13 protein-coding genes are annotated in these 15076 nt (G+C 62.9%); 9 read left to right on the top strand and 4 right to left on the bottom strand.

Annotation, left to right across the window (positions count from 1 at the left end):
* Positions 1-18 precede the first annotated feature (18 nt).
* The 3 genes from QM797_RS15055 (at position 19) to QM797_RS15045 (ending at position 3554) form a co-directional block, all read left to right on the top strand.
* Positions 19-1065, top strand: a complete 1047-nt coding sequence (locus tag QM797_RS15055; protein WP_283276443.1) for an ABC transporter substrate-binding protein — start codon at positions 19-21, stop codon at positions 1063-1065.
* Positions 1066-1093: 28 nt separating this feature from the next.
* On the top strand, positions 1094-2197 hold the full coding sequence (locus QM797_RS15050) for an LLM class flavin-dependent oxidoreductase (protein WP_283276442.1): 1104 nt from the start codon (positions 1094-1096) through the stop codon (positions 2195-2197).
* A 100-nt stretch (positions 2198-2297) separates the two neighbouring features.
* A complete protein-coding gene (locus QM797_RS15045) occupies positions 2298-3554 on the top strand; it encodes an ATP-binding protein (protein ID WP_283276441.1) in 1257 nt (418 codons plus the stop codon).
* A 22-nt stretch (positions 3555-3576) separates the two neighbouring features.
* Here the strand turns inward: QM797_RS15045 and ribA are convergent, their stop codons facing one another.
* The 4 genes from ribA to QM797_RS15025 all read right to left on the bottom strand — a co-directional run bounded on the left by ribA (position 3577) and on the right by QM797_RS15025 (position 7254).
* On the bottom strand, positions 3577-4803 hold the full coding sequence (gene ribA / locus QM797_RS15040) for a GTP cyclohydrolase II (RefSeq protein ID WP_283276440.1): 1227 nt from the start codon (positions 4801-4803) through the stop codon (positions 3577-3579).
* A complete protein-coding gene (locus QM797_RS15035; RefSeq protein ID WP_283276439.1) occupies positions 4803-5300 on the bottom strand; it encodes a flavin reductase family protein in 498 nt (165 codons plus the stop codon). Before QM797_RS15035 ends, ribA begins: the two co-directional genes overlap by 1 nt.
* Positions 5297-5803 (bottom strand): NAD(P)H-dependent oxidoreductase, encoded by a 507-nt coding sequence (locus tag QM797_RS15030; RefSeq protein WP_283276438.1) that lies wholly within the window; start codon positions 5801-5803, stop codon positions 5297-5299. Before QM797_RS15030 ends, QM797_RS15035 begins: the two co-directional genes overlap by 4 nt.
* 158 nt (positions 5804-5961) lie before the next feature.
* A complete protein-coding gene (locus QM797_RS15025; RefSeq protein WP_283276437.1) occupies positions 5962-7254 on the bottom strand; it encodes an NtaA/DmoA family FMN-dependent monooxygenase in 1293 nt (430 codons plus the stop codon).
* A gap of 418 nt (positions 7255-7672) precedes the next feature.
* On the opposite strand from QM797_RS15025, the gene QM797_RS15020 reads away from it, so the two are divergent.
* The 6 genes from QM797_RS15020 (at position 7673) to QM797_RS14995 (ending at position 15052) form a co-directional block, all read left to right on the top strand.
* Entirely contained in the window at positions 7673-8500 is an 828-nt protein-coding gene (locus tag QM797_RS15020; protein WP_283276436.1) for an ABC transporter ATP-binding protein, read from the top strand.
* A complete protein-coding gene (locus QM797_RS15015; protein WP_283276435.1) occupies positions 8497-9540 on the top strand; it encodes an ABC transporter permease in 1044 nt (347 codons plus the stop codon). Before QM797_RS15020 ends, QM797_RS15015 begins: the two co-directional genes overlap by 4 nt.
* On the top strand, positions 9540-10424 hold the full coding sequence (locus QM797_RS15010) for an ABC transporter permease (protein ID WP_283276434.1): 885 nt from the start codon (positions 9540-9542) through the stop codon (positions 10422-10424). The genes QM797_RS15015 and QM797_RS15010 overlap by 1 nt, the downstream gene beginning before the upstream one ends.
* Positions 10425-10558: 134 nt before the next feature.
* On the top strand, positions 10559-12214 hold the full coding sequence (locus QM797_RS15005) for an ABC transporter substrate-binding protein (protein ID WP_283276433.1): 1656 nt from the start codon (positions 10559-10561) through the stop codon (positions 12212-12214).
* 183 nt (positions 12215-12397) lie between these two features.
* The gene (locus QM797_RS15000; RefSeq protein ID WP_283276432.1) at positions 12398-13705 is read left to right on the top strand and encodes an NtaA/DmoA family FMN-dependent monooxygenase; all 1308 of its coding nucleotides are present in this window, start codon (positions 12398-12400) and stop codon (positions 13703-13705) included.
* A 33-nt stretch (positions 13706-13738) separates the two neighbouring features.
* Complete coding sequence (locus tag QM797_RS14995) at positions 13739-15052, top strand: NtaA/DmoA family FMN-dependent monooxygenase (protein ID WP_283276431.1); 1314 nt, start codon at positions 13739-13741, stop codon at positions 15050-15052.
* Positions 15053-15076: the final 24 nt, after the last annotated feature.

Raw genomic sequence — 15076 nt, 5'->3', positions numbered from 1 at the left:
AAGAAGGATCTTTCACGCATGTCGTCACACACTCGACCCCGATCATTGCGCGCTCTCGGCGTTCTCGCTGCCCTGTCCTTGACGGTAGTCGGGCTCACCGGTTGCGTCTCCCGTGGCAGCGATACCGCAACCACCGAAGCCCCAGCACTCGTCTCGAACGACCAGCTCGCCACCGTGACACTGGACGTCGGCGACCAGAAGGGTGGCACCGAGGCCCTGCTTCGCGCGTCGGGTGAGCTCGACTCGGCTCCCTACGATGTCGCGTTCTCCACCTTCACTTCCGGCCCGCCACAGGTGGAGGCAGCAACGGCCGGCCAGATCGACTTCGCGGTCACGGGCAATACGCCGCCGGTGTTCGGGGTCGCAGCCAACGCGCGCATCAAGGTCGTCTCCGCCTACAGCAACGATGCGAGTGGGGATCAGATCCTCGTGCCGGCCGATTCGACTCTCAGCTCGTTCGCAGACCTGCGCGGCAAGAAGATCGCCGTGGGCAAGGGAAGTTCTGCGCACGGTCATGTGCTGCTGCAGTTGCAGAAGGCCGGCTTGACCACAGACGACGTCCAGCTGATCTTCCTCCAGCCCGCCGATGCTCTGACCGCATTCACCTCGGGTGAGGTCGATGCCTGGGCGATTTGGGACCCGTTCACTGCGATCGCGCAGGTCCAGAACGGTTCGAAGACGCTGACCACAGCCGAGGGCGTCGCCAACGGTTACGGCTTCGGTATCGCCTCGCAGCAGGCGCTGGACGATCCCGCGATAAACACTGCCCTCCAGGACTTCGTGGTTCGTCTGGCCAAGGCGTCCGCATGGGCGGACGCCAATCCGGCCGAGTGGGCGGCGGCGTACTCCACGGCCGTCGGCATCGACCCGGCCGCGGGTGAATTGGCGCAGGGACGAAGCCAGCGACCCGCAATTGCATTGGACGACAAAGTGATCGACTCCGAGCAGGCGCTCTTCGATGCGTTCGTCGAAAGCGGAAGTATCCCCGGCGGCAACACGTTTGCAGACTTCGTCGACACGCGCTACAACGACGCCATCGCCGACGCGACCGCCTCCACCAACTGATCACCCACCACGTCGTAGGAGTCCACTCGTGACCGCACGCATCTTCTGGTTCCTTCCCACCGCAGGCGACGGCCGCTCCATCGTCGGCGCGTCCCACGCCTCCGGCAACCTCCGCGAACCCGCCGGATTCCGTCGCCCGTCTCTGCGCTACCTCACCGAGGTCGCTCAGTCCGCGGACCGACTCGATTTCGAGGGTGTGCTTACCCCGACGGGAACGTGGTGCGAGGACGCATGGCTGACCACGGCCGCGTTGCTGCAGAGCACCCGAAGGCTGAAGTTTCTGGTTGCCTTCCGCCCCGGCCTGACGCCGCCCACGTTGGCGGCGCAGCAGGCCGCGACATTGCAGCGGTTCTCGGAAGGGCGTGTGCTTTTCAACATCGTCACCGGTGGCGACGACGTCGAGCAGCGCCGTTTCGGGGATTGGATCGACCACGATCGGCGCTACGCCCGCACCGACGAGTTCCTCGAACTCGTCCAACGCATCTGGACCGAGACGTCGGTCGATCACGAGGGCGAGTTCTTCAAGGTCGCCGATGCGCGGGTGTCCGAAGCGCCGGATCCGTTGCCGGAGTTCTGGTTCGGCGGCTCCTCCGAGCCTGCTCTGGCCGTCGCCGCCAAGCGTGTGCAGACGTACTTGACGTGGGGCGAGCCGCCGAAGGACGCCCGCGCCAAGATCGAGAAGGTGCAGGCGCTCGCGGACGCCGAGGGCCGCAAGCTCACCTACGGCATTCGCCTGCACACCATCAGCCGCGACACGTCCGAGGAGGCCTGGGCCGTCGCGCAGAAGCTCCTCGACGAGCTCCCCGAGGAGCAGGTGTCTGCGGCACACGCGCTGCACTCGTCTTCGCAGTCCGAGGGGCAGCGCCGGATGGCCGCACTCCACGGCGGCAGCAAGGATTCGCTCGAGATCTACCCCAACCTGTGGGCCGGCGTCGGCTTGGTTCGCGGCGGCGCGGGTACGGCGTTGGTCGGGTCACACGAGGAGGTTGCGAACCTGATCGGCGAATACCACGACGCCGGGTTCGACGAATTCATCCTCTCGGGTTACCCACATCTGGAGGAGGCGTACCACTTCGCCGAGGGAGTGCGCCCCATCCTCGACGCGCGAGGAATCACCGTTCCTGCACGCTAGGGCATTGAGATCGAACCGCTGGTTTTGGCTATGGAGAATATGTCCAGTAGGCCATGTGAAAAATGGATGATAGAGAAGTGCAAATCTGTATGATAGCCCTGTGTCCGGTGCCATGTACCTCCCGCGAATTGTGGACGAGGAGCTCGATGACCTCCTCCCTCACCTAGCCGCGATCAATCTCGACGGTGCAAAGGGCGTAGGTAAGACCGCGACCGCCACCCGCCGTGCGAAGTCGGTTCTCGAGCTCGACAACGCGGTGGATCGGCAGCTGATTTCTGCGGACCCAGATCTGCTCGCGAGATCGGCGCGACCGATGCTGATCGATGAATGGCAACGATTCCCGCCTTCATGGGATCTGGTTCGCAGAGCAGTCGACGATGATGCGTCGGGTGGGCAGTTTCTGCTGACGGGAAGCGCGCCGCCTTCCGACGCTGTCGTCCACTCCGGTGCAGGCCGAATTGTCCGCGTACGAATGTGGCCTTTGAGCTTCGCCGAACGTCGGCCGTCGGTCTCGGCTGTATCTATGAAGGACTTGCTGTCGCCCCGGCAGGTGACTATTTCGGGTTCGACCGAGACCATGCTCGGCGACTACATCGAAGAAGTGTTGGTCTCCGGCTTCCCTGGCATCCGTCGTCTCGCTGGTCGCGCAAATCGCGCAGCTTTGGACGGCTACCTGCACGCGATCATCGAACACGACTTTCCGGAGCAGGGCCACGTGGTTCGACGTCCGGAATCCCTTCGTGCCTGGATGACTGCATACGCGGCAGCCACGTCGACCACAGCATCCTGGGAGTCGATCAGGGACGCGGCAACGCCGGGTGCGACCCACAAGCCAACCCGTCAAACATCGATCAACTATCGCGATGTGCTCAGTCGCCTGCGCATGCTGCATGACGTAGAAGCATGGTTGCCGCAGAACAATTCGTTGGGGAAGCTGGCCAAGGCACCGAAGCATCATCTGGTTGACCCAGCCCTGGCCGCCCGATTGCTCGGCGTGACAGCTGAGTCACTGCTGACGCCCGGCGGCTCGGCGGGCGTCAGGTTGGGGCACCTTTTCGAGTCGTTCGTGACGCAAAGCCTCGAGGTGTACTCGCAAGCGAACGAGGCGAGGCTGTTTCACTTCCGTGGCAGGACCGCCGAAGTAGATCTGATCGTCGAGCAAGGCGACGGATCGTTCATCGGCATCGAGGTGAAGGTCTCGCCTGATATCACGGACCACGATGTCCGACATCTGAAGTGGCTTCGGAGCACAGCAGGCAGTCGAATGAGGGACGCGATCGTAGTGACGACGGGTCCTCACGCTTACCGTCGACAGGACGGTATTGCGGTGATTCCGTTGGCTTTGCTCGCGCCATAGCGGGGCTTCGATCGCTCGCCGTTCACCAACCCTGAACCGCGCTGTGAGGCAACAAGTGGCCCATGTGAGCGCGCTTGGTTTCGAGGTAGTGGATGTTCGCCTGCGCCGCACCCACGATGATCGGCAACCGTGAACTGACGTCGACGCCGTGAGCTTCCAGGCCGCGAATCTTGTCGGGATTGTTGGTCAACAAACGAACCGTGGTCAGACGCAAATCCTTCAAAATAGCTGCGGCACCGCCGTACTCACGCCCGTCGGCCGGTTCGTCGAGTTCGAGGTTGGCCTGCACGGTGTCGAATCCCTCGTCCTGAAGTCGGTATGCGGCAAGCTTCTTCAGCAATCCGATTCCGCGACCTTCGTGACCGCGAAGGTAGACCAGTACGCCACCTTCGGTGGCGATTCGCTCGAGAGCGGTGGTGAGTTGCGGGCCGCACTCGCATCGCTGCGACAGGAACGATTCGCCGGTCAGACACTCCGAGTGAACGCGAACCATGGCGTCGTTGCGGACATCTCCCGAGACGAGCGCCACGTGCTCGGCGCCGGTCTCGAGGTCGAGGTATCCGAACATCCGGAACTCGCCGTGCGGTGTCGTGAGAACGGTCTCCACGATTCGTTCCACACGAGCGGGTACGGCCACCGGCGCGGGATCGACAAGCCGGCGATAAGCGATCAGTTCCTCGATGGTCAGTACCGGCAGATGCATGCGAGAGCCGAGGCGTTCGATCTCGTGGAACTGCATCATCGAACCGTCGTCGGCGACGAGCTCGGCGATCACACCCACCGCGGGAAGCCCGGCGAGCGCGCACAGGTCGACGGCTGCTTCGGTATGACCCGGCCGCTCGAGGACACCACCGGGGCGTGCCCGGAGCGGTAGGACGTGGCCGGGACGGATGATGTCGGTGGCGACGGAACCCGGATCGGCCAAGACCTGCAGGGTCCTGGCGCGATCCGCAGCGCTGATGCCGGTGGTGATGCCCACGGCCGCATCGACAGTGACGGTGTATGCGGTCTTCTTCGGGTCCTGATTGTTCGCCACCATCGGCGGCAGCTCCAGGGCGTCCGCGCGCGCGTCACTCATCGGAGCGCACAGCAGACCCGATGTGTTGCGGACGGTCCATGCCGTCCAGGCCGGAGTGACGCGGTCGGCCGCGAGGATGACGTCGCCCTCGTTCTCGCGATCGGCCGAGTCGGTGACGAACACCGGCTTTCCGGCTCGAAGTGCATCGAGGGCGTGTTCGACGGCACTCATCACAGATCCACAGCGAGACGTCGGAACTTGCTGCCGTGGAACACTATCGGTGCGATGCCGTCCTTGATCTCCAGCTCGTTGATCCGCATCAGCACGATGTCGTGGTCACCGGCAGTGATCTGCTCGGTGACCGTGGCGTCGAGCCACATGCTCGCACCGTCGATGAAGACTGCTCCGTCGTCGGTCGTCGTCGTGGTCAATCCCTCGAAGCGGTTGCCGGTCTTCGCCGCGAGGGTTCGCGCGGCGACGTCGTGCAGTTCACCGAGCACGCTGATGCCGATGCGAGTGGCTGCCGCAAACTTGGGCCACGTGGTCGAGGTGTCCTGTACGCAGAAGGCGACAAGAGGTGGATCGATCGACACCGCGACGAAGCTGCTCGCAGCCATACCGACCTGTACCCCGTCGATCTCGGCGCAGAGGGCGACGACGCCGCTGGGAAACTGCCCGAACGCGTTTCGTAGAACGGACTGGTCGAGGCTTGTGGTGCTCAGGGTCATGATGCTTCCGTTCGGGTTCGGGCAGCGGCGAGAAGTGCATCGCCCCAGCGAGTTACGTAGTCGGTGATCCGGGAATCGGTGGTGTAGGTGGAATCGATGAGGTAGAGGCCGGGCGCCGGAGTGACGGCGCCGAGTTCCACGAGAACGTGCTTGAGAAACAGGTCCGGTGCCATGGCGTGCGCCGGACCGGCACCGAGCATGAGTGGAACGGCGACGACATTCTTCAATCCCGTATCGCCGGCGAACTGATCGAGGAACAGCTTGAGTACTCCGGTGTATGTCGCCTTGAACGTCGGACTGGCGAAAACGACGAGATCCGAGGAGGCGACGGATTCGACAGCGGCCGCCACTGCAGCATCGCCCCAGCCGAGCAGCCCGGCCCCGAGGGTGATCACGTCGACGGTATTGCCGGGCTCACCCGTCAGTGCGGTGGCGAGAACACGCGCTGCATCGAGGGTGCGCGACTCGGGTTTCGGATTGCCTGCTACTACAGTGATTTTCATTCATTGACCTTTTCTTCGAGGCGACGACACCAGCCAACACGATGTGCGTGACGGTTCGGAGACTCCATCGTTGCGGAACCATTGCGCCGCTCCCAGCGGCTGTTTCACTGGTCTGTACTGCGGTGCTACGGCACCCCGGCGATCACAACGCCACCACGTCAGAAGGCGGCAAGGTTCTCGCGGAACGTGGTTCGGGAGTAGCCGTCGCGTATTGCTCCGCGTCGGCGCAATGCGGGAGCGAGACCGTCACTGATCTCGGAGATCACTTTTCGGGTGACGGGGGACGCGATGAGGAATCCGTCGCCGCCGACGAACTCCATTGCCTCGTCCATTTTCTCCGCGACGGTCTCGGCTGTTCCGACGAGTTCCATCGATTCGACGGTCGGATAGTTCGCGATGATCTCGCGCAGCGTCTTGCCCGATTTGGCCATGTCTTCGAGCGTGCTCTTGTGGCCGTTGTACTGGGTCAGATCGGGAACCGGTGCGTCGATGTCGAATTGTGAGAAATCGGTGCTGCTGAGATACGACATCGCGGCGAGTACTCCATCGATGTTGTTCTTCTGAACTTCGCGCATGCGATCGCGCTTGACGATGGCTTCCTCATCGGTGTCCGCCATGATGGGGCTGACCAGGAACAGCACTTTGACGTCGTCCGGCTTGCGCCCGTACTCGACCAGTCGGCGGCTGATGTCCTCGCGGTATTCCTTCATCGCGTCGAGTCCGCGAACGTTGGCGATGATGGTGTCCGCATGCTTGGCACCGAATGCGCGGCCGGCAGGGGAGCCTCCGGCCTGGCAGATCACCGGCCGCCCTTGGGGTCCGCGCGGAACGTTCAAGGGGCCACGCGAGGCGTAGTACTTTCCCTCGAAGTCGATCTTGTGGATCTTCTCGTGATCGGCGAACACACCGGACTGCGGGTCGAGGACAAGAGCATCCTCGTCCCAGGACTCCCACAGCTGCGATACGACGTCGACCCATTCGTCTGCCATCTCGTATCTGAGATCGTGCTCGATCTGCTTGGGCAGTCCGTAGTTCTGCGCGGCTCCGTCGGCGCTCGCGGTGACGAGGTTGATTCCGACGCGGCCCTTGGTCACATGATCGAGTGTCGACATCAATCGTGCGGCGAGAAACGGTGGGTAGAACGTCGTTGCGACGGTGGCGATGATGCCGATACGTTCGGTGGCGTCGGCCATCAATGGAACGAGTGGCATCGGGTCGAAACGCACGGTGGTCCCGCGTCGAACCGAGCTCTCGAACGTTCCGCGATATACGTCGGACAACACCGAGGAATCCTCGAGCATGATGTAGTCGAATCCGGCGCGCTCGAGGCTCTTTGCCGCGTCGACGAACAGATCGGGTCGACCGATGTCCGACGCCACGTTGCCCGACCACGGTTGGTTCCAGCCGTAGACTCCGAATCCCGTGGTGAAGAACCATCCGAGGTGCATCATCGGGCAACGCCCGAGTGGAGCCGATCGGTAAACAACTGCGTCGGCTCGACGCGGTCGGCGGAAGCGTGCTCGTTCATGCCAATCCTCTCGTGACGGTGGGCAACTCATCGGTTGCTCATGAACGAAGCCTGCTGCAGCGGCATTACCCAACGTGGCGCAGGCGTAAATGAGTTATTACGCCGCAAGCAACTCCTGCTCGAGCGGTTTGTCGGTTCCGATAACGCCGCTCGACGCCGGCGCGAGGGGTGGTCGAGACTTACGTCACCCCGGCGTTAATAAAGTTCGAGGGGCTCTGACCAGTGGATTTGTGCGGCGTAATACTTCAGTTACGCCGGAGGTCGTTTTCAGTAATGCGTGTCGAGAAAGCTGTGCGAACAAGCAGCAGATCTGCTGGAGACAACCGGCTTGGAGGATCTTGATGAGTGGCAACTCGCGCACTGCGTACGCCGAGATCGACGTCGAACACCTGGGCAAGACTTTCGATCGCACGGGATCCAGCACACCGGCCGTCGATGACATCGACATGACGATCACGTCGAGTTCGGCTATCGGAATCGTCGGTGAGTCGGGGTCCGGCAAGTCGACATTGGTTCGGATGATGTGCGGGCTGCTCTCGCCCACGACGGGTTCGGTGCGATACAACGGAGCCGAACTGAACGGGGTGCTGTCCTCGAAGGCAGGCAGGCGTGAATTCAGGTCGAAGGTGCAGTATGTCGCGCAGGACACGACATCGTCCTTCGATCCACGCCGAACATTGCGTGATGCGGTGCGACTACCTGCCCTCCGGCTTCTCGGGTTGGACAACAAGGCCGCTGACGCACGAGTAGACGAGACATTGGAGTCCCTCGAAATCCACCCCTCGATGGCGGACCGATATCCCCCGGAGGTCTCGGGAGGTCAACGGCAGCGTTTTTCGATAGCGCGGGCGTTGGTCGTTCGGCCCCGGATATTGCTGTGCGACGAGGTGGTGTCCGCGTTGGACGTCTCGGTTCAGGGCGCGATCTTGAACATGCTTCGTCGGTACTGCATCGAATCGGAATGCGGACTGGTCTTCGTCTCGCACGGGCTCCCCGCGACGGCGTTCATCGCCCGCGACCTTGTCGTCATGCGGAACGGAGTCATCGTCGAGCAGGGCAGCACCGACGATGTGGTCGAGCGACCACAGGACCCGTACACGGCCGAACTGCTCGACGCGTACCGCGGTGACGAAGCGGTCGAGCAACTCGCCGTGGCGGCTGCGCGATGAAGACATTTCTCGGACGTCAACGGTGGTGGCTCGGCCGAGTGGCCGTCCTACCGCTGCATCTGTTGGTCTTTGCGGTCGCCGCGTTCTTCCTGGTACGCGCCATCCCTGGCGACCCGGCCCGCGAAGTGGTCGGCCCCGAAGCCACCGAGGCCGACTATCTGGCGACGAAGGCCGAGCTCGGTCTCGACGGCAGTCTGTGGTCTCAGTTGATGTCGTATCTGGGCGACCTACTGCACTTCGACCTCGGCAACGCGATCATGACCGGTAGGCCGGTGACAACCGATATCGCCGACCGGCTCCCGGGCACGCTCGAACTCGCAGGAATTGCGTTCTTCTTTCTCCTAGCGATCACCTTGCTGCTTTCGGCAGTAGTGGTTGCCTGGCCCAGATCCATTGCTGCGCGTGCTGTTCGCGGCTACGCCCAAGCAGCCGGTGCCGTTCCGGAATTCGTCGTCGGCGTGGTCGGAATCTTCCTGTTCTACGCCACGCTGCAGGTGGTTCCCGCCCCTACCGGCCGAGTGCGGGCGGGATTGACCGAACCCGAGCCGCTCACCTCGTTCCCGCTGCTCGACGCGATTCTGCGGGGCGACACCGTGGTGGTGTCCTCGATGATCTCGCACCTGCTCCTGCCGATTGCTGTGCTGGTGCTCTCGGTCACCCCGATTCTGCTCAAGCAGCTTCTGACAGCGCTCGATTCGAGCCTCACCGCGCAACCGACGATGTTCAAGATCGCCACCGGTTCGGCCCGCAAGTACATCTATGCAAGTGCGTACCGGCGAGCATTGCCGCCGACCGTGGCGTTGTTCGGCATGGTCTTCGGTTCTCTTCTCGGCGGTGCGGTCATTCTCGAGACCCTGTTCGGACTCGGCGGCATGGGCCGTTACGCCGTCGAGGCTGTCGCGGCGACGGATCTGATTGCGCTGCAGGGATTCTTGCTCGTCGTCGCTGCAATTTCGCTGATCGTGTTCCTGTGTGTCGATCTCGTCAACATGTTGCTCGACCCTCGGCGCAAGCCGGGCCGAGCAGGAGGTGGTTCCTGATGGTTGCTCTGGTACCGAAGAAAGTCGAGTCCGATACTCGAAGTGTGAAGCCGCCGACACGGAGAGCGGTCTCGGTCGGCACTATAGCGCTCTTCGTTCCGCTGGCCGTGATTCTGCTGATCACCCTGATCGGGCCGTGGATCGTGCCGTTCGATCCGACGAAGGTCGTCGGCGCACCGTCTCTGTCACCGGATTCCGAGTTTCTTCTCGGTACCGACTCCAACGGACTCGACGTGTTCTCACGCACCATCGCCGGTGCCCGCATCGACGTGACGATCGCTCTCGCCGTCACGGTTGCCGCAACGGTGGCGGGAATTCTGATCGGACTCACCATCGGAATGAACGAGGCGGGACGCGGACTCGGCGGCTTCCTGGCCCGCGGCGCCGCGCGCTTCCTCGACCTGCTCGAAGCCGTTCCCACGGTGATCGTCGCCTTGGTTGTCGTGTCGTTCTTCGGAACGTCGTCGATCACCATGATCTTCACGCTCTCGATCATTCTCGCGCCGATTCAGGCCAGGCTCGTCCGTACCGAAGTACTGCGCGTGCGCGGCGACGCGTATCTCGACGCGGCCCGTCAGGCTGGATTGTCCGAGACACAACTGGTGTTCCGACACGTGCTGCCGAACTCGTCGGTCCCTGCGCTGCAGAACGCGTCAGTCGTGTTCGGCATGACGATCATCCTCACCGCAGCGCTCGGCTTCCTCGGTGTCGGTCTGCCGCCGCCCACCCCCGAGTGGGGTTCGATGATCACCCGCGGAGCAGGCGACGCCGCCATCGGAAAGCTGTGGTCGGCCGGCGCTCCCGCGTTCGCGCTGTGCTTGACGGTGGCTTCGGTTGCAGTAGTCGGTCGCAGGCTGACCAAGGGCACCCGCCGCTCCCACTGACAGCGGCCAGCTTCCACAACGGACAGTGCGGTCCGCGAAACCCTCTCTCGTCCAGTATCTCCCGCGATCGACGCCACCGGCTCGACCGGCGATGACACCTGCACTCGTGCACCGAAGAAGGAGAACAAACCCTCGTGAAAACCTCTCATCGTCTTTCCATCGGACTCAGGTGGACGGTCCCGTTGCTCGTCGGTGCCCTCGCATTGAGCGCGTGCTCGGACGGCGGCACCGAGTCCTCGGCGTCGGCGAGCGGTGAAATCGTCGTGGTGACACCGGATCAGGCGTCGAATGTGGTGCGCGATTACGGCTACACCGCAGGCACCGACAATCAGGACGTCACCAACAACATGCACGCGCAGTTGATTCGCAAGCCGTACGTCGAGGAGGACGGCTCGGATGCGCTGGTTCAGGACTACTACAACTTCGAGCCGTACCTGGCGGAGGGCTACGAGGTGAGCCCGGACCAGCTCGTCTACACCTTCTCCCTCGAGAAGGGCGTGATGAGCGAGCACGGCAACGAGCTCGACGCCGATGACGTGCTGTGGTCTTTCGAGCGCAAGTTCGCCACCCCGGGTGGCGGTATGGCCGGATACTACAAGCCGATGTTGACCGACCCGGCGACCCAGATCAAGAAGGTCGACGACTACACCGTCAGCTTCACCGTGGAGAAGGCCGGCTACGGACTGACCCTGCTCGCCAACCTGGCCGAGAACATCGGGTCGATCTACGACAGCAACTACCTCATCGAGAACTCGACTCCCGAGGATCCGTATGCCGTCGCGTGGGGTGCCGAGGACATGATGCGCGGCAACTTCGGCTACGGCGCATACATGTTGGAGTCCGTCACTCCCGGCCAGGAGATCGTCATGACGGCGAACCCCAACTTCGTGCTCGGTGAGCCCGAGGTGAAGCGCATCATCCGACGCGTTGTGGCCGACCCCGCGACGAGAGCGAACATGGTCACGCGCGGCGACGCAGATGTCGCGCTGGCGTTGCGCTCGTCGGACCAGGCGACGTTGGAGAGCAACGACGCGGTGACCGTCCCGACGACGACCTCGAATCAGTACCTGTTGTTCTCGATGAACACCACCACTGCGCCGTTCGACGACGTGCGTGTTCGCCAGGCGATGGCATACGCGATCCCGTACGACCAGATCATGTCCGACGTCTTCTTCGACAGGGCATACAAGTACAACCACGTACTCGACGACAAGGCACCGAACTGGGACGGGAGCGATCTTCCCCAGTACGACAGCGACCCCGAGCGAGCCAAGTCCCTGCTGGCGGACGCCGGCTTGACCGATGGTCTCTCGTTCACCCTCAGTGTCAACAATCAGCTCCCCGCCGCTCAGGACACGGCAATTCAGATTCAGTCCTTTGCCGCTGAAGCCGGAATAGATGTCACCATCGCGGAACTACCTGCAGCGCAGCTCAATGCCGACACCTTGGCCGGAAAGGTGCAGGCCAGCTTGAGTATCGGTGCATCGGTGACGATGACTCCGCCGTATTCCCTCCAGTTGCTCACGCAGCCCGGCGGCGGCTCCAATGTGGCGCTGTGGAACGACCCGGAGTTTCTCGCGATGGTCGACCAGGGGCTGAACGCGGGCGACGCCCTCAGCCCCGAGGCCGGGGTGTTCTGGAACGAGGCAGAGCTACGCATGACCGAGCAGGCTCCCTACGTCTTCATCGCCAGGGTGCGGCCGTCGGTGGCACTCGAGGCCGGTATCGGTGGGTTCGTACAGCGCACCGACTTCCGGATCGACTACTCCAATCTGACGCTCGGTTCGTAGAGCGCACTCCCGCACGTAGTTCGGTCGGTGGTCATATCGGACTTCCCGACCGAACTACGTGGGGAAACACCCGCGATCCGCGGCGAAATCCGACGGCTACCGAGAACGCGGCCGGGCGAAACATCCGCGCGGTGTAGTTGACCGATATCGAGGAAGAATGACCAGCGAGGAACGAATGTGACTATGACAGACAACAGATTTCATCTCGGTTGGTTCGGCAGCTTCGTACCGACGTCCTGGAACACCGCGTTCGAGGGTTCCGACAGTGGGGACTGGCTGAACGGAGACTTCTACGTCGAGTTCGCCAAAACACTCGAGCGCGCGTGCTTCGACTTCCTGCTCCTCGAGGATTCGTCGATGGTGTCCGATACGTACGGTGGCAGTTCGGAAGCGACCCTGAAGACGGGCGGTTGGGCACCCAAGGGTGATCCGATGGCGTTGGCTCCCCTGCTCACCCGGGCCACCAGTCATCTCGGTATCGCATTGACCGCATCGACGTCCTTCTATCCGCCTTACATGCTCGCCCGCTCGATCTCCTCGCTCGATCACCTGTCCTCTGGGCGCATCGGGTGGAATGTGGTGACGTCCAGCGAAGATCGCGCTGCGCAGAACTTCGGTATGGACGCGCTACCTCCGCACGACGAGCGCTACGCCCGCGCCGACGAGTACGTGGAACTGGTCGAGAAGCTGTGGGACTCGTGGGATGCCGACGCCGTGGTGATGGACCGCGAGACGTCCACCTACGTCGATCACACCAAGGTCCACACCATCGACTTCCAGGGCAAGTACTACTCCTCGCGCGGACCGCTCAACACTCTGCCGTCACCGCAGGGGCGTCCGGTCATCACTCAGGCCGGCGGTTCACCGGCCGGCCGCGACTTCGCGGCCAAGCATGCAGACATGATCATGGCGCTCCCCAAAGGTGTTGCAGCGATGAAGGAGTACCGGTCCGATATCAGGCGCCGGATGGCGCTGCACGGCCGCGATCCCGATTCGGCAAAGGTGATGTACGTGGTCTCTCCCATCCTCGGCGAGACCCACGAGGATGCGCTCGCGCGCAAGGAGCGCAAAGCGGCGGCGGTACGCGCCAATCCTGCGGGAGTGCTCGTCGGTTGGTCGGCGAGCATGGAGATCGATTTCTCCACGTTCGATCTCGACAAGCCGATGCCCGAGGACGTGCACACCAACGGCCATCAGTCCACGCTGGAGAACTTTCGTAACTGGGCCGACGGCCGCACGCTGCGCGAGGCATGTGTCGCCTACCGAACCGAATCGATGGAGCTGGTCGGTACGCCGGATGCTGTTGCCGCGCAGATGGGTGACGCCATGGCCGAGGTCGGTGGAGACGGTTTCCTGATCTGGAGCCAGCCGCACAATCGCCGCTACATCGGCGAGATCGCCGACGGACTCGTGCCCGCTCTGCAGAGCCGAGGTCTGATGCGAACCGAGTACAGCAGCGATCATCTGCGCGACAACCTGCTCGAATTCTGACCCTCTCACTCGTTTCGTATCTGGAGAAACATCATGACTGCCAACAAATTTCACCTCGGATGGTTCCTCGGCGCCGGCTTCGGCGTTCAGTCCTGGAACCAGCCGTGGTCGGGTACCGGTGCGACCGACTGGATGATGCCCGATCAGTACGTGGATCTGGCGCATTCGCTCGAGCGGGCGTGCTTCGACTTCCTCATCCTGGAGGACTCGGTGCAGGTCTCGGACACCTACAAGGGTTCGATGGAGTACTACCTGGCGACAGCATCCGCGGCACCGAAACACGATCCCGCCGTCCTGGCCGGAATCCTGTCCTACACCACCAAGCACCTCGGCATCGTTCCGACCCTGACCACCACCTTCTACCACCCGTACACCGTCGCCCGTTTGATGTCGACACTCGACCACATCGCGAAGGGCCGAATCGGCTGGAACATCGTCACCGGCAGCAACACTCGCGCTGCGCAGAACTACGGATTCGATATGCCCGAGCACGATCTCCGTTACGACATCGCCGACGAGTTCGTCGAGCTTGCGTGCAAGCTGTGGGACTCCTGGGAAGACGGAGCAGTGCATGCGGACACCTCGGCGGGCGGCATCTACGCCGACCACGAGAAGGTCAACCGGATCGATTTCGAGGGCAAGTTCTTCAAGTCGAGGGGACCGCTGAACACCATCCCCAGCCCGCAGCGTCGGCCCGTGTTCCTGCAGGCCGGTGGTTCGGACAAAGGCAAGGAGTTCGCTGCGAAACACGCGGACGCCATCATCTCCAATCCCCATGGGACCGAGAAGATGCGACGCTACCGTGAGGACATTCGCCAGGGTGCCGCCGAGGCCGGCCGTAACCCAGACGACGTCAAGGTGATGTACCTGATCTCCCCGATCCTCGGTGAGACGACGGCCGAGGCCAAAGCCAAGCAGAAGCGTCGGGCAGATGCAGCGTCGAGCAACATCGATGGACTTCTCGCTGGGCGCTCGCACCTGTCCGGTATCGATCTGAGCCAGTTCGACCTCGATGAGCCGTTGCCGGCAGATCTCGAAAGCAACGGGCACCGAAGCAGTTTCGCCGAGTTCAAGGGCGACGGCACACAGACCCTGCGCGAGCGCATCACCGGCCACAGCGCCATTGACACCCTGGAGTTCGTGGGCACTCCCGACGACGTTGCCGACATGATGGACGGCGTCATGCAGGAGGTGGGCGGCGACGGCTTCCTCATTGCGGGAGCTCCGATGAACCGGCGCTACGTCGCCGAGATCACCGATGGGTTGGTGCCCGCGCTGAAGCGTCGAGGACTGACCCGAACGTCGTACGAGCACACACACTTCCGCGAAAATCTTCGCGCATTCTGAACCTCTCACCGTCATTCTGGAAGG

Origin of the sequence: Rhodococcus sp. IEGM 1381 (assembly GCF_030056795.1) — a bacterium.
Lineage (GTDB): Bacteria > Actinomycetota > Actinomycetes > Mycobacteriales > Mycobacteriaceae > Rhodococcoides.
Note: the sequence above shows the minus strand (reverse complement) of the source record. Positions and strands in the feature narration are given on the sequence as shown.